The following is a 14,391-nucleotide window of genomic DNA, read 5'->3' on the forward strand; positions in this document are numbered from 1 at the left end:
GTTGTTGTAAATAGACGTTGTAAATAGATGCCAACAAAGCAAAAGCCCCGCGAGCGGGGCCTGGTCAATGGCGAGAGGGAGCTCTCACTTCTTGAGGTGTTTTCTGATCGCCTTGCCTGAGGTGCCGACCGCTTTGACCGCCCGCTTCAGCTGGACTTCGGTGCACTCGAACATTTTGATCCACTGCTTCATCTCATAGGGATCGTTGACATTGATCTTCTTGGCATCGAACGGGTGAGCGACCACATTGCTGTCAGGCATACAAACCTCAACTTATTGAAATAGCTGGCGAGAAAGAAGTTTCTGCCTGAGCGCCATCATCCTCTATCTCCCGCACTCACATGGTGACGGGCTTCACACAACCCTGCTCCCGCTCAAGATAACGGGTGGCTGGGTGAGTTGGGTATCTTGTTGAAGATGAACTGCAGAATCTTGGTGTTCTGGGGGCAATATCGGGCTGGTGGATGGCCAGAAATGAAAAAGGGGAGCCAGGCTCCCCTTGTGACGCTTGCTGCATCAGAACTTGTAGAGCCAGGAGATAGCGGTGAAGTAACCGTTATAGTTCTGGTTTACATGTCCCATGCTGTACTCCTCGCCAGTGAAGAGATAGTCCACGTCATGGTAGAACTCGTAGCGCATATCCCAGCGCAGCGACTGCTTCTCGTCGAGCTGATAGAGGGCGTAACCTTCCAGACGGTGTTGCTTGCTGGTCAGGTCGGGGTAGTCATAGCCCTTGCTGGCATCCGTCTGGCCACGGCCATAGGAGAAGCTGTAATCGAGCCCCAGCTCCAGCGCCAGATCAAAGGCCTTTTTCTGGGTCAGGCCCAGACCCAGGGTGGTGATTTCGTCACGCACTTGGGTCGAGTAGGGATCCCAATCCGGCGCCCCGGTATAGGCATGGTTCTGGTTTGAGGTGATCCACTGCACGTTGCTGAACACATGGCCACTCAGGTCGTCACTAAACTGCTGGTTCAGGGTCAGGTCGATACCATAATCTTCCCCTTCACTGAGTCCGATGTTGGGCTCCTGATAGTTTGCCTTGGCCCACCACCCTTCCAGCGAGGAGCTTAACTGCTCGTTGAAGGCGTACTGCAGGTCTCCCCGCAGCTCAAGCCGATCCCGATCGGCCAGATAGAACTGGCGCAGGGTCGGGCTGACATTGGTGTTGCTATTTTTCCACTCCGAGCCATCGCGGGTACTCCAGGAGACTTTGCCCCCCAGTTGCAGGTCGCCCACCGGACGATAGCGGCTCTTGAGGAACACCGTCTGTTCATCGGTCTTGCGACGATCGGCATACTCCCGTTCATCGGCGCGATACTGATAGCCCCCGGTCACCTTGACCGAGCGGCTCAGGCGATAATCCGCCTCCAGATTGGCCTTGCTGTGGGAGCGATCCCCCGGCTGACGTTGCTTGCCAATGACCACCTGCTTGTCTGAGTTGTCCTGTCGATCCCGGTATTCGCCACCGGCGCGCAGGGTCAGATCCCGACCGAAACGGCCCACCCATTTGGCATCAGTCTGGAAGGTGTCGATTTCACCGTGGAAGTCACTCTGGGTGATCGGCACCTGCCTGAAGGCGGTCAGGTTGCCATCCGAGGTGGCCCGGCTGCTGAGCACGCGTCCAGTCAGGCTCTGTCTGTCCCAGTTGTACTGGCCGGACAAACTGACCTGATGGAAGCTGTTGTCGGGCTCGTAGGCCCGCTCATTGGCATAAGGGTCACTGGCCGAGCCGAAATAGAGCGCGGTGTCATCGTTGCGATAGAGTGAACCGTTATAGGCCAGATCAACCAGCCAGCCTTCGCCAAGGTAGCTGACACCACTCTTGACCAGGGTGGTGGAGGTCCCATCGACCGGCTTGGGCAGAAAGCCCGGCATGCCCCCTATCCCCGGGGTGCTGGGCTGGTAGGTGGTCAGGGTCGCCTCTTTTTTCTCATAAGAGAAATCGGCATAAGGACGCCATGGGCTCTTGGGGGTATAGGTCAGCCCGGCCGTCAGCTTCTTGCGCACCACCTCTTTGTCAAACTCCGCCAGGGAGCCTGCGGTCATTGGCTGGTCGCCAGGGCGATAGACGCTCTTGCCCTGGCTGTTCCAGTAGAAGGGGGATTCGGAGTAGCCAATTCTGGCGCGCGCCCCGTCGTAGTGCCCCTGCTCCAGCGCCAGGCTGAAACGGCGCATCCCGAGATCCCTGGCTTCCAGACTGCCGTAACGGGAGCCTTCCCCGCGGTATTGCAGGTCGGCGTTAAAGATCCCCAGCATGCCGGTATCGTTGCTGGCGGGCACCCAGTTACGAAAACGGGTTGCGCCATCATCGTTGATGTAGCCTGTGCCCAGGCTGACATCACCAAACCAGCCACTCTCGCTTTCACAGGACTTGCAGCGCCAGCGTTCGGTTTTGGCCTCCTTGGCCGATTGCAGGGAGTAATCCCCGACAGCCAGCGACTCCTCGGCGGCATGGGCCGAGAAGATGGCCAGCAAGGAGAGCCAAAGTGTTGAATATTTCATGACTTCTCTCCTTAACGTCTCAGGGATTGCCCATTCGGATGGTTGGTCCCGTGGATCTGGTTATGACAGTTCAGGCAGCTGCCGCCACGGACCTTGAGATCCCCCTCGGGGATGACAACGTTGGCATGGGGCACGCTATGACACTCCTGGCACAGCTGCGGTACGCGCTTGTTGAGCAATGCCTGGTTGATGGAGCCGTGAGGGCTGTGGCACAAGGAGCAATCCTCGGTCACCGGCTCGTGCTCCCACAGGAAGGGGCCCCGTTTCTCGGCATGACACTCGTAGCAACTTTCGTTGACGGTCGGCTTCTTGAGGCTGGCCTCATTTTGTGACTGGTGCGGGTTGTGGCAGCTGGAGCAGGGCATTTCACCATTGAGGATGGGATGGCTGGTGCGCTTGTGCAGATCCGATTTCTGGGCGGCATGGCAGTTGGTACAGGTCTCGACCTGTTTCTTGCTGTCCATCACCGGATCCTTGGCCTGGTGCAGGCTGTGGCAACTGGTGCAGGAGATATCCTCCACCGCGTGAGCACTGGCGTGCCAGCCCATCCGGTTGGTGTCGGTGTGGCAGGAGAGGCAGACGCTGTTCTGCTTCTCGACCGGTACCGGTGAATCGGGGCCGAAGGTGATCATCGGTTCCCGCTTCTGGCCTTTGCGCGGATTGCGCGGGTGGTTGCCAGCCGGACCATGACAGGCTTCACACTGTCGGTCGGCCATGGGACCGTTCTGGTTGCCCAGGTTACCGTGCACATTATGGAAAATGCCGGTCGCGGGTTTGCGCGACTCGGCATCGTGGCACTTGAGGCAGGTATCGGCACCCTGCGGGGAGTATTTCCCCTGATCAAATTTCTTGTCGAGGGCGCTCTCGACCTGCAGCCGCGGGTCTGTATCGCCAGCGGGTTGCGAGGTATCGCTCTTGGCCCAGACGGGCAGGCAGCTCAGGGCCAGTGCGCCTGCCAACAACCACTGTGGAATGGTTTTTTTCATTTTTTGTCCTTCAACGGCAAAGGGCCAGGGGGATCCCCCCTGGCCACGTGGTTTCATCAACGGAAGTCGTAGACCTTGTGAACCTTGTCGACACCCTGCTCCTGCCCGACGGCATGGCAAGATGCGCACTGTTCAACACCGGTTGCGGCTTCAATCGTCTCTGCACCAAAGACTGCACCGTTATTCTTCATGTGGGTTGCCCACTCATCGCCAGCCACCGGGCTATCCGGTTTGACCAGACCCAGCGGTGACTTCAGGTGGCAGCTGGAGCAGACCACCAGGGTCGGGCTGAAGTACTTGGGCTGTTTGTTGTCTGCTGTAGTCGCGACCAGAGAGGGGCGCTCGTTCTGCTGGTTGGGCAGATTGTATTGCGCCTTGGTATGGCAGGCTTCGCAGTTGTTGATTTTGCCCGGGAAGTCAGAGCTGCCCGCGTGTTTGGCGCCCAAGGCGTGGAAGGAGTGAACGTGATATTTCAGGTCACCCGGTACACCGGCATAGAACGAGGTGCGGGTTGCGTTGTGGCAACTGGTGCACTGGCTCATATCCTTGGCTGCATGATTGCTCATGTGAACAGCCAGATCCTTGTGACAGCTGTTGCAGGAGGCGAGATCCGCGCCAGCCTTGAGCACATAACTGCTGTCAACGCCCCCTTCGCTACGGAAGTAGGCTTTGACCGGATTGATGGCGACCAGTGAGAGGGCGCTGGCGGTGCTGCTGCATGGCAGCAGATCGCCGGCCGCAAAGGCGCCATTGCGATCGGCCTTGCGGGCTACGCAGACGCGCAGGTCGGCGATGGTCGCCGCCAGTGTGCCGTTGACCTCGTTGCCTGCCTCTTTGCTGCACAGGAAACGACCTGCACCCTGGCTGACACACTTGCTGAAGTCGATCTTGTTGCCAGAGACGAAGGTTTGCGGGTTGGTGTATGCCAGTTCAAACCCTTTGCCCTGATCCCAGTTGACCAGAATGCTCGGCTTGCCATCTTTGACGTATTGCAGCACGTCGTTGAGGGTCTCTGCAGGGGTACCGTTGACGGTGACAGTCAGCTCGACCTCGATATTGGGGACGGCATAGCGAACGTCCTCGAACTTGAACACCAGCTTGTCACGGCCAATCGCCTCGTTGGCCATGTAACCCATATGCACGGCAGTGGGGGACTTGCTGCTGTCTGCGGCATGGCACTGGGTACAGACCGCGCCACTGTTGATCTTCCCGGTGATATGGGAGTCAAAACCAGTGGTGCTGGTGGAGTCGGCATGGCAGGCGCCGCACGGTTTTTCCTGGGCATGTTGCCAGTTGCCCGCATTGAGCGTGGTGGGCGTGGCATCCTTGTGGCAGGTATCGCAGTTGCGCGAGTCTTGCGGGAAGTGGCTGACCGTCTTGGTATCTTTGGTATCAAGATTGCCGTGGAACTTGTGCACTATGGTCGTCAGAGAGCGGCGAGTCGTGACGGTCGGGTTACTCTCGTTATGACAGGTCGTGCAAAGCTTGGGATCGGCGCGGTTGCTGTGATGGATCGGCTGCTTCATGTGACAACTGTTGCAACTGGTCTGATCCACGATATCCCGGGTCAGGGTGGAGGGTGTCCCCGCAGGAACCCAGTCCAGCACATAGTTGGTGACCGGCACATTGTTGCTGCCACCGAAGAAGATGCCGAGGCGGTGGGTCGCCGCTTCATCCCAGCTGACCACTCCGTTGCTGCTTTGCGAGTCGGCAGGATAGGGGTCAGGCACTGTGGTGGGGTTCACTGCGAAGGTATAGCGATATTGGCCATTGCCCAGCGCTTCCAGCTTGCCGCTGTTTTCGCTGGTGGCTTTGCCGGTTTTGTAGATAAAGCTCTTCCAGATGGCCGGGTCTTCACGCTTGGCATCGCGGCCGGGGATCACTTTTGCCAGGGTAAATGAGGGGAGGGTAGTGCCCAGGTCGTAACCCTTGCCCTGTTTGTCCGCCACCTTGAACTGCACCGAGAGTTGACCATTTGCGTTGAGCTCCGGCGTCGATGCCGAGATGGTCAGGGAACCAAGGGTGCCTGGGGGAGGGGGGGGAGGCTCATTCTTGTCATTACCATCACCCCCGCCGCCACAGGCAGAGAGGGTGAGTACCATTGCGGCTGCCACCAACGCTTTCCAGTATTTCATCTTGTTTTATCCTTTTTTACCGGATTTTTTATTTCATGTATGAGCTGTGTCAAAAAAGTCCCAAAAACATGCAACGTTTGGCTCGATCGAGCCTCATTTAAATCAGAAATCATTTCCATCCGAATTATAAGGTTTATATATTAAACGACTTTGATCGAGGTCTCAAAAGCGGGCGCCAACCCGTTATGTCGCATAAATAGTCTGTTTAAATTGGCTTTTTACGATTTTTATTGCACGAGGAATGAGAAATGAAGCGAAGCATAAAACTGGAAGTGTTGGGGATCTCCCTGCTGTTAGGGGCTATTGGCCCGGCTTTTGCTGGTGTCGATGAGATGACCAAAACATGTAACGAGTGTCATGGTAATCAGGGGATCAGTACCCACACAGACATCCCGACTATCGCCGGCGTTGCAGAGTCCAATCTGGCAGAACAGCTGCGTACCTATCTCGATGGACGCCCCGCAAAGACCGTTAATCATGTCACCGGTGATACCAGCAAGCAGGGGAACATGATCGACATTGTTAAGGGTCTTAGCGACGAGCAGATCGATGAGTTGGCCGCTCACTATGCCGAACTGCCCTACAAACCGATGAAGCAGCCGTTCGATGCCGCGCTGGCCAAAGCGGGGCAAAAACTGCATGAAGAGTCCGGTTGCAAGAAGTGCCACTCCGAAGGGGGCTCCGTTGCCGAAGATGAAGCCTCAATCCTCTCCGGCCAGCCCAAAGGCTACATGCTGGCATCCCTGCAGGAGTTCAAGGCAGGCAAGCGCAGCAATGACGAGAAGATGAACAAAGCCATCATCGCCATGAGCGATGCCGACCTCAAGGCATTGGCCGAGTACTACGCCAGCCAGCAATAACCCGGCAGTCAGGTTTATCCATTGATGCAGCCCCCTCCTGTTGTGGGCGGGGGGCTTATTGCCCGTTTTTGGCATCAAGGGAGCTCTGCGCAGCTCCTTTTCTTGTTGGGGGATGGATAACACCACTGAGCCTCTTTGATTCGGAGTCCAGTATGAAAAAAATAATGCAGTGGGCCTTGCTTGTGGGGATCTGTCTGGGGGCAAGCCAGTTTGCCCGGGCCGAAGCCGCTGTTGAGCCCGCCACGCCCGCTTCTGCCGCCGTCAGTACGGTTGCCGATAGCAGCACCGCCGAGGCCCTGGCCGAGCGCCAGGCCAAAGCCGAGAAGAAAGCGGCTGCCGAGAAAAAAGCGGCCGCCCGCTTTGCCAAGTGTGACAAGTGCCACGACGGGGATGAGGGGATGCACGGCAAACATGCCAGCGTTACCAACCCCAATACCAATGAAGCCGTGACCTGCACCAACTGCCATGGCAATGCGTCGGCCCAGCACCGCAAACAGCATGGCGGTATTGTCGATGTGATGCGCTTTGGCGACGACGCCTTCCCGCTCAGTCAGCAAAACGGCGTCTGCATGAGCTGCCACGAACCCGACGATCTGCGCAAGGCGTTGTGGGCACACGACGTTCATGCCACCCGGGTGACCTGTACCAGCTGCCACCAGCTGCATACGGCCAAAGAGCCGATGGTCGGCATCCCCGAGAAGTCCCGCATCAAGCTGTGCGTCGACTGCCACAGCAAGCAGCATGAGGCCAAGCAGCAAGCCGCTGCCAAGGAGGGTGCATGAGCACGACCCGTCGCGAGTTTATGGTGGGGATGAGTGCCAGCGCCTTGATCCTGATGACAGGTTCGCACCGCGCCCTCGCCAACAGCATGACCATCGAGGGTGTGCGCTACGGCATGATCCATGATGAGACGGCCTGCATCGGTTGCACCGCCTGCATGGATGCCTGTCGTGAAGTCAATCAGGTGCCGGAAGGGGTGGCCCGTCTGCAGATCCTGCGCTCCGGGCCGGTGGGGGAGTATCCGGATCAGGAGTACCACTTCTTCCGCAAATCCTGCCAGCACTGTGACAACGCCCCCTGTGTGCATGTCTGCCCGACCGGTGCATCCCATATCCGGGCCGAGGATGGCATTGTCGATATCAACCCCGATCTCTGCGTGGGCTGTCGCTATTGTCTGGCCGCCTGTCCCTATCAGGTGCGCTTTATCAATCCGGTGACCCACATCGCCGACAAGTGCGACTTTTGCCGCAAGACCAATCTGGCTAACGGCAAGCAGCCCGCCTGTGTCGAGGCCTGCCCGACCAAGGCGCTGGTATTCGGCAATCTCGATGATCCCCAAAGCCCGATCGCCAAGCGGCTGGTGAAAGAGACCACCTATCGCTACAAACAGTTCCTCGGCACATCTCCCAAGATGTATCGGGTACCGAAAGGGGAGGTGAAATCATGAGCCTGCATAACCCGAGTCATGGCTGTGCCCTGATACGAGTGGTGAGTGGCGAGACGGGAGGTGCCTACCATGTGGCATAACGCATTTCACTTCGACTCATTGGTCTGGGATGGCCCCATCGCCATTTACCTCTTCCTGCTGGGTATCTCCGCCGGTTCCGCCACCTTGTCCGTGCTGCTCCGTCAACGAGGGGCTGGCAGCGAGAGCGGCATCATCCGGGCGACCGCCATTCTGGCACCGCTCAGCGTGATCCTGGGGCTCTTGATCCTCATCTTCCACCTGGCCCGTCCCTGGACCTTTTGGAAGCTGATGTTCCACTACCAGTTCGACTCCGTGATGTCGATGGGGGTCATGCTGTTTCAGGTCTATATGGCGGTGCTGTTTGCCTGGTTGGCGGTGGTATTCAGAGCCGAGATCGAGGCGCTGCGTCGGCACCTACTGGCCGACAAGTTCGCCTTTATCGACACACTGATTGGCAAGATTGCACTGTTTGAGCGGCTGATCCGCCCCCTGCTGTTGCTGCTGGCGGTGCTGCTGGGGGCCTATACCGGCTTCCTGCTCTCGGCGCTCAAAACCTACCCCATGCTCAACAACCCGATCCTGCCTGCGCTCTTTCTGGTATCCGGCATCAGCTCGGGGGTGGCCTCCACCATCCTGCTGGCGGTGACCCTGTTCAAGGAGACCAGCCACAGCAAGGGGGTGAGCTTTGTCCACCGCTTCGAGCGTCCCATCGTGGCCATCGAGATCTTCTTGCTGGTCTGCTTCTTTACCGGCCTCTACTTCGGTGGTGGTCAGCGTGAAGTCGCCATGTGGGCGGCCATTGGCGGTGGCTTCTGGTCACAGGTCTTCTGGTTTGGCGTCATTGGCGTCGGCATCCTGCTGCCCCAACTGCTGGGGATGTTCAGCTCGCCCGAGCGTCAGCATCAGCGCGGGCATCTGGTGCTGGTCTGCAGCCTGAGTCTGGTGGGGATCCTGCTGCTGCGTTACTTCATCCTCTATGCCGGTCAGATGACGGTGCTGTAACCGGTGCTGCCCTCTGCGGGGGGAGGAGAAAAGCAAAAGGCGGGGAGATCCCGCCTTTTTCATGGCTGTAGTTCGCTGAGATGGGCCCGCAGGGCCCTCAGGCATCGGCCTCTTGCAGCGCCCGCACGTCAAGCCGCTGCTCGCCGGGGCGGCAGATCAGCACCGAGCCCTGCTCGAACCAGTCTCCCAGCACGATGCGGCGGGCGGGGTGGCCATCGAGGGTAAAGTCGTGGATGGCGGGTCTGTGGGTATGGCCGTGGATCATCATCCGGCAGTCGTGGGCGCGCAGGGTGTCGTCCACCGCCGCTGGCGTCACATCCATGATGATCTGGCTCTTGTGGGCGTTCTCCATCTGGCTTTGGCCGCGCATCTTGCAGGCAATGGCCTGACGGCGGGCTAGCGGCAGCCGCAAAAAGAGCCAGCGCAGCCATTTCAGCTGGGTGATGCGGCGAAACTTCTGATACCCCTCATCCAGGGTGCAGAGCAGATCGCCGTGGCTCAGCACTACCCGCTCGCCATAGAGCTCGATAACGCAAGGGTCCCCCAGCAGGGTCATCCCCGCGCGTTTGGCAAACTGCTGGCCCAGCAGAAAGTCGCGGTTGCCGTGGATAAAGTAGATGGGCACGTTCTGCTGGCTCAGGGCCAAAAAGGCATCGGCCATCTGTTGATGGAGCGGATTGGGGTCATCATCGCCAATCCAGAATTCGAAGAGATCCCCCAGCACATAGAGGGCATCGGCGCCGGGGGCGTCGTGCTCGAGAAAGCGCACCAGTGCTGCGGTCATATCGGGCCGCTGGGCAGAGAGGTGAATGTCACTGATAAAAAGGGTGCTCATGATGTGGGGGTCGGGCTCTCGGTCGAAACAGGGCAAACAGGGGTGGCAGAGATAGTAGAAAACACAGGGGACAAAGCTGGCGCTGCGGGCGCCATCGCCGCCGCGTCAGTGGATGTATGCATACCGTCACTCGATGGCGGCTGCCATGACAGCTCGGCCAGATTTCGTCCCTCCAGCGTCAGCAAGGCGGCATAAGGATCGCCAGCCAATCCCAGCAACCGGCACATCGCCGCTTCCCCTTTCAAGCCTTCTTCAAGGCGCAGACGCAACACCTCCTGATAGAAGGCATCGCCAAAGCGTTGCAGCAGGGCGGCCATCAGGGTGAGGTGGCGCCAGCCGTTCAGCGTCTCGATGGGGGCGGGGGTGACATAGAGCTCCAGCGGCCAGCTGGCGATGTGGTTATCACAACCGCTGTCGGCGCTACTGTCGACACAGTGCTGGTCGAGACAGGGAAAGGTGCGCTCCAGCAGCCAGATATTGTTGCCCTTGTCGCTCGCTTGCCAACCTTGGGTAACAAGCGTCGCGGCAAACGTCGCCGGATCAGGATGCTGGCAGAGGATATCGAGATCGCTGCCGGGCCGATCCAGCCCGATGGCGAGCGTGCTGACCAGCGCCATATCGGCGCACTGCGCAGCAAGTTCATCCCACACACCCGCTGTGAGCAGGGCATGGGCCGAGCGCTGGCGCGGGTTGCCGTGGGCCAGATAGTCGAGGCGGCGCCAGTTCGGGCCAGCGTTGGGGGAGGCAGATGGAAAAACTGCGGCCGTGGCCGCAGTTTTGTCAGTGCCGAGTCGGCAGAGATCAGTCAGCAAGGGTCACCTTGGTGATCACGACGTCTTCTACCGGCACGTCCTGGTGGATGCGGCCGTAGTTACCGGTCTTGACGCCCTTGATCTTGTTGACCACGTCCATACCGGCGGTCACTTCACCGAATACGCAGTAGCCGAAGCCCTGGGTGGTGGCGGATTTGAAGTCGAGGAAGTCGTTGTTGTTCACGTTGATGAAGAACTGGGCGCTGGCAGAGTGCGGCTCCATGGTGCGAGCCATGGCGATGGTGCCGACCTTGTTGGAGAGACCGTTGGCCGCTTCGTTCTTGATCGATGGGCGGGTATCTTTCTCATCAAAGCCAGGAGCATAGCCGCCGCCCTGGATCATGAAGCCGTCGATGACGCGGTGGAAAATGGTGTTGTCGTAGTGACCGTCACGGCAGTATTGCAGGAAGTTAGCCACGGTTTCCGGGGCTTTTTCAGCGTTCAGGGTGAGGGTGATGTCGCCGTGATTGGTGTGCAGAGTGACCATGATATGTCCTTTCATTTGATGCGGGCGACAGGGTGCCCGCAGGTGTATGGCATAAAGTGGTGGCAATTCTAGCCCATCAAGGGGCTGCGGCATAGTGCTGTAGAAGGTGCCGCAAAGCGCGTATCAATGGCCAGAACATAGGCCGCAGGCGGGATTGGCCCTCTTTTCTGCCTCGTTTTCTGCCCCCGAACGGGGTATTATGACCAACCATTTTACTCACAGGCAGTGGTTATAAGATGCTGAAGATATACAACACACTCACTCGTCAAAAAGAAGAATTCAAACCTATCCACCCGGGCAAGGTGGGCATGTATGTGTGTGGTGTCACCATCTACGATCACTGTCATATCGGCCACGGCCGCACCTTCGTCGCCTTTGATGTGGTGGCTCGCTACCTGCGTTACGCCGGTTACGACCTTACCTATGTGCGCAACATCACCGACGTGGATGACAAGATCATCAAGCGTGCCGCAGAGACCCAAGTGACTTGCGACGAGCTGACCGAGCGTCTGATTGGCGATATGCACGCCGACTTCGACGCCCTCGGCATGGTGCGCCCGGATATCGAACCGCGCGCCACCCAGCACATCGAAGAGATCATCGAGCTGGTGCAATCCTTGCTCGCCAAGGATCACGCCTACGTGGCGGATAACGGCGACGTGATGTTTATCGTCGAATCCTACGCCGACTACGGCAAGCTCTCCGGGCAGGATCTGGAGCAGTTGCAAGCCGGTGCCCGCGTCGACGTGGTGGATGCCAAGCGCAACCCGCTCGACTTCGTGCTGTGGAAGATGTCCAAGCCCGGCGAGCCGACCTGGGAAAGCCCCTGGGGCCCGGGCCGTCCTGGCTGGCACATCGAGTGCTCTGCCATGAACTCCAAGCACCTTGGCAACCACTTCGACATCCACGGCGGCGGCTCCGATCTGCAGTTCCCGCACCACGAGAACGAGATCGCCCAGTCCTGCTGCGCCCACGGTGGCGACTACGTCAACACCTGGATGCACAGCGGCATGGTGATGGTGGATAAAGAGAAGATGTCCAAATCCCTTGGCAACTTCTTCACCATCCGCGACGTCTTGGCCCACTACGACGCCGAAACCGTCCGTTACTTCCTGATGTCTGGCCACTACCGCAGCCAGCTCAACTACTCGGAAGATAACCTCAAGCAAGCCCGCGCCGCGCTGGAGCGCATGTACACCGCCCTGCGCGATCTGCCAGTGGCCGCTGCTGCCGGTGGTGACGAGCAGGTGGCTCGCTTCAAGGAAGCGATGGACGACGACTTCAACACCCCGGAAGCCTACTCCGCCCTGTTCGATCTGGTGCGCGAGATCAACCGCCAGAAGGGCGAGGACATGGCCGTTGCCGCCGCGCTGGGCGCCCGTCTGCGCGAGCTGGGCGCCGTGCTCGGCATCCTGCAGCAAGATCCCGAGGCCTTCCTCAAGGGTGACGAAGCGGACGAAGAGGTTGCCGAGATCGAGCGCCTGATCGCCGAGCGCAATCAGGCCCGTGCCGACAAGAACTGGGCTGCGGCGGATGCTGCCCGTAACCGTCTCACCGAGATGGGCATCGTGCTGGAAGACAGCGCCGGCAAGACCAGCTGGCGCCGTGCCTAAGGGCGGTTGCCCTGTTGGTGGCAACAGGTTGAGCCAATAAAAAAACCGCAGCCCAAGGGCTGCGGTTTTTGTTTGTGTCTCTTCCCTCGACACCTCTTAAGCCTCTGCGATCTGCTTAAGCCTCGGTGGCCTGCGCTCTGATCCCCTCTCCCCTTGCGGGAGAGGGTTAGGGTGAGGGGGGCTAACGTCATTCCTCGGCTGAATGCCATCCAGCGCCTTAATGGCATGGCTTCGCCATGCAGGACGCGAGGGCGCTGCCCTCGAAGAGGTTTCGCCGCCGCTGCGCGGCTTGGCGAGTGACTTTGGAAAGACCGCTCTCTTTGGCAAATAACACCAAAAGTCTTCTCCTCCGGCAAACCGCCCGCTTCGCGGGTTCCCTCGTCTCGTCCAACGGGTCGGACGGAGCGCCGCAGACGGCACTTTGGCCTACGCCATCCATGGCTTCGGCCAAAGCCCGCTTCGAACATCCTTGTTCTCGCGCCAAATCGGGGTCGAGCAGTGCTCGCCCTGATCCGATTTGGCCCCTATGTCGGTTGCGGCTGCGCCATAATCCCTGATGGCGCTCCTGACCCGTTGAACTCGACTCGGCGGTTTGCAGGGGGAACCAATGCCGTGCCCGCCCGTGATTTTAGCGTGCATGTTGACCGCCTTTTCCGCTGAAAGGGGAGAGCTGTGCAAGGGGCTGTAAAAATAGCGTTTGGGAAATAGAAATAAAAACCGCAGCTCAAGGCTGCGGTTTTTATTTGTGAAATAATTAAATGATAGGCGTATTCAAAAACATTTTTTGTATATTCCCTGGGAATTTAGGTGTCCACTCTGTATCGTCATCTACAATCGAGTAATGATATTCAGTAGTTGAGAAAATGATCTGCAAGTTTGATTCTATACAGAGTTTCTTCAGAGCCTGAATGTAGTTCTCTAGATCCTCTATATGAATTTCATGTTGTTTAGGTGTATCTAGAATCAAGAATCTAAAATGTAATTTGTTTGAATTGGCCATTAATTCTATCAGGGCTGCATGATAGGCTAATACAGTTCTTATTTTTGTACTACCTTTTAAATTCTGTATGCTCTCTGACCCTAAGATAGGAATGAAGTCAGTTTGAAAGGTAATGTCTTTACTAATGTTTTGGGTGTTAATTACATCAAGCCATTTTATAAATAATGTTCTTAGTTCGGACCTCAGCTTAATTATCTCAGGGGTTGTAGATCGATCAGTTGATAATGACTCATAGGTCTGTAAAGCCTTATTTCTATTTGATAGTAACTCAAAGTGATATGCTTCTATTTTATTTACCCTTTCGATGTTACTTAGTTGTGTTTGCAACTCGAAAATTTGATTTTTTATTTCAGAGATTGTATCGACAAGTGCTGATATTTCGCTTTTAGAAGTGGTTATATTTCTTTCATCAATTAAATTTTTTATCAGTTCCTCTAATTCCAATTTTTGCTTATTCAGTTGTTCAATACGGATTTTATCACTATCTGAATTTCGTTAAAGATCTTTTATCTGATCTTTCAGATATAACAGGTTTTTACTATAAGAGTTTGAACTGGAATTGAATAATTGACAACAAGACGAACCGCATATTTCATTGAATGATAAAAATACTCGTCTAGCTTCTTCGTTAAGATTTAAAGTGTCAATCTCTGTATTTATTTCATGTGTTAATTGGGCGATACCCTTTACG

Annotated in this window: 14 protein-coding genes; 5 read left to right on the forward strand and 9 right to left on the reverse strand. The window is 57.2% G+C overall.

Features of this window, described 5'->3' with window-relative positions; translation table 11 throughout:
- Window positions 1-84: 84 nt before the first annotated feature.
- From LD28_RS22215 to LD28_RS0109260, 4 genes are all read right to left on the reverse strand, one after another.
- The gene (locus tag LD28_RS22215; RefSeq protein ID WP_081959486.1) at window positions 85-261 is read right to left on the reverse strand and encodes a DUF3606 domain-containing protein; all 177 of its coding nucleotides are present in this window, start codon (window positions 259-261) and stop codon (window positions 85-87) included.
- Window positions 262-516: 255 nt separating this feature from the next.
- Window positions 517-2,502 carry an MtrB/PioB family decaheme-associated outer membrane protein gene (locus LD28_RS0109250; RefSeq protein ID WP_033136689.1) on the reverse strand — a complete coding sequence of 662 codons (1,986 nt, stop codon included), beginning with the start codon at window positions 2,500-2,502 and terminating at the stop codon, window positions 517-519.
- Window positions 2,503-2,513: 11 nt separating this feature from the next.
- Window positions 2,514-3,488, reverse strand: coding sequence for a DmsE family decaheme c-type cytochrome (locus LD28_RS0109255; protein ID WP_033136690.1), 975 nt, complete (start codon window positions 3,486-3,488; stop codon window positions 2,514-2,516).
- A gap of 56 nt (window positions 3,489-3,544) precedes the next feature.
- Window positions 3,545-5,623, reverse strand: a complete 2,079-nt coding sequence (locus LD28_RS0109260; RefSeq protein WP_033136691.1) for an OmcA/MtrC family decaheme c-type cytochrome — start codon at window positions 5,621-5,623, stop codon at window positions 3,545-3,547.
- A gap of 248 nt (window positions 5,624-5,871) precedes the next feature.
- Here LD28_RS0109260 and pdsA point away from each other — a divergent pair, with 248 nt between their 5' ends.
- The 4 genes from pdsA (at window position 5,872) to nrfD (ending at window position 8,953) form a co-directional block, all read left to right on the forward strand.
- Window positions 5,872-6,483, forward strand: coding sequence for a periplasmic diheme shuttle PdsA (gene pdsA, locus LD28_RS0109265; protein ID WP_033136692.1), 612 nt, complete (start codon window positions 5,872-5,874; stop codon window positions 6,481-6,483).
- Window positions 6,484-6,635: 152 nt separating this feature from the next.
- A complete protein-coding gene (netB, locus tag LD28_RS0109270) occupies window positions 6,636-7,265 on the forward strand; it encodes an Nrf-like electron transfer protein NetB (RefSeq protein ID WP_033136693.1) in 630 nt (209 codons plus the stop codon).
- Window positions 7,262-7,930, forward strand: coding sequence for a 4Fe-4S dicluster domain-containing protein (locus LD28_RS0109275; RefSeq protein ID WP_033136694.1), 669 nt, complete (start codon window positions 7,262-7,264; stop codon window positions 7,928-7,930). Before netB ends, LD28_RS0109275 begins: the two co-directional genes overlap by 4 nt.
- A 69-nt stretch (window positions 7,931-7,999) precedes the next feature.
- Window positions 8,000-8,953, forward strand: a complete 954-nt coding sequence (gene nrfD / locus LD28_RS0109280) for a cytochrome c nitrite reductase subunit NrfD (RefSeq protein ID WP_033136695.1) — start codon at window positions 8,000-8,002, stop codon at window positions 8,951-8,953.
- Window positions 8,954-9,050: 97 nt separating this feature from the next.
- Here the strand turns inward: nrfD and lpxH are convergent, their stop codons facing one another.
- The 3 genes from lpxH to LD28_RS0109295 are packed head-to-tail and all read right to left on the reverse strand — an operon-like array spanning window position 9,051 to window position 11,087.
- Window positions 9,051-9,788, reverse strand: a complete 738-nt coding sequence (gene lpxH, locus LD28_RS0109285; protein ID WP_033136696.1) for a UDP-2,3-diacylglucosamine diphosphatase — start codon at window positions 9,786-9,788, stop codon at window positions 9,051-9,053.
- Entirely contained in the window at window positions 9,785-10,600 is an 816-nt protein-coding gene (locus tag LD28_RS0109290; RefSeq protein ID WP_033136697.1) for a DUF4269 domain-containing protein, read from the reverse strand. Before LD28_RS0109290 ends, lpxH begins: the two co-directional genes overlap by 4 nt.
- Window positions 10,590-11,087, reverse strand: a complete 498-nt coding sequence (locus tag LD28_RS0109295) for a peptidylprolyl isomerase (RefSeq protein WP_033136698.1) — start codon at window positions 11,085-11,087, stop codon at window positions 10,590-10,592. The genes LD28_RS0109290 and LD28_RS0109295 overlap by 11 nt, the downstream gene beginning before the upstream one ends.
- A 236-nt stretch (window positions 11,088-11,323) precedes the next feature.
- Here LD28_RS0109295 and cysS point away from each other — a divergent pair, with 236 nt between their 5' ends.
- Window positions 11,324-12,700: a cysteine--tRNA ligase gene (cysS, locus tag LD28_RS0109300; RefSeq protein ID WP_033136699.1), complete on the forward strand. Its 1,377-nt coding sequence runs from the start codon at window positions 11,324-11,326 to the stop codon at window positions 12,698-12,700.
- A 754-nt stretch (window positions 12,701-13,454) separates the two neighbouring features.
- Here the strand turns inward: cysS and LD28_RS0109310 are convergent.
- Window positions 13,455-14,144, reverse strand: coding sequence for a hypothetical protein (locus LD28_RS0109310; protein WP_050514287.1), 690 nt, complete (start codon window positions 14,142-14,144; stop codon window positions 13,455-13,457).
- Between the two features lie 51 nt (window positions 14,145-14,195).
- Window positions 14,196-14,391, reverse strand: a 196-nt coding sequence (locus LD28_RS23640) for a hypothetical protein (protein ID WP_206538740.1), incomplete at its 5' end; no start/stop codon positions are given.

It is taken from the genome of Aeromonas finlandensis, assembly GCF_000764645.1.
In the GTDB taxonomy this organism is placed as follows: domain Bacteria; phylum Pseudomonadota; class Gammaproteobacteria; order Enterobacterales; family Aeromonadaceae; genus Aeromonas; species Aeromonas finlandensis.

What these genes read in the sequence shown, in the direction of transcription:
- LD28_RS22215 (WP_081959486.1), bottom strand. Translation starts at nt 261, where the DNA reads ATGCCTGACAGCAATGTGGTCGCTCACCCGTTCGATGCCAAGAAGATC.
- LD28_RS0109250 (WP_033136689.1), bottom strand. Translation starts at nt 2,502, where the DNA reads ATGAAATATTCAACACTTTGGCTCTCCTTGCTGGCCATCTTCTCGGCC.
- LD28_RS0109255 (WP_033136690.1), bottom strand. Translation starts at nt 3,488, where the DNA reads ATGAAAAAAACCATTCCACAGTGGTTGTTGGCAGGCGCACTGGCCCTG.
- LD28_RS0109260 (WP_033136691.1), bottom strand. Translation starts at nt 5,623, where the DNA reads ATGAAATACTGGAAAGCGTTGGTGGCAGCCGCAATGGTACTCACCCTC.
- pdsA (WP_033136692.1), top strand. Translation starts at nt 5,872, where the DNA reads ATGAAGCGAAGCATAAAACTGGAAGTGTTGGGGATCTCCCTGCTGTTA.
- netB (WP_033136693.1), top strand. Translation starts at nt 6,636, where the DNA reads ATGAAAAAAATAATGCAGTGGGCCTTGCTTGTGGGGATCTGTCTGGGG.
- LD28_RS0109275 (WP_033136694.1), top strand. Translation starts at nt 7,262, where the DNA reads ATGAGCACGACCCGTCGCGAGTTTATGGTGGGGATGAGTGCCAGCGCC.
- nrfD (WP_033136695.1), top strand. Translation starts at nt 8,000, where the DNA reads ATGTGGCATAACGCATTTCACTTCGACTCATTGGTCTGGGATGGCCCC.
- lpxH (WP_033136696.1), bottom strand. Translation starts at nt 9,788, where the DNA reads ATGAGCACCCTTTTTATCAGTGACATTCACCTCTCTGCCCAGCGGCCC.
- LD28_RS0109295 (WP_033136698.1), bottom strand. Translation starts at nt 11,087, where the DNA reads ATGGTCACTCTGCACACCAATCACGGCGACATCACCCTCACCCTGAAC.
- cysS (WP_033136699.1), top strand. Translation starts at nt 11,324, where the DNA reads ATGCTGAAGATATACAACACACTCACTCGTCAAAAAGAAGAATTCAAA.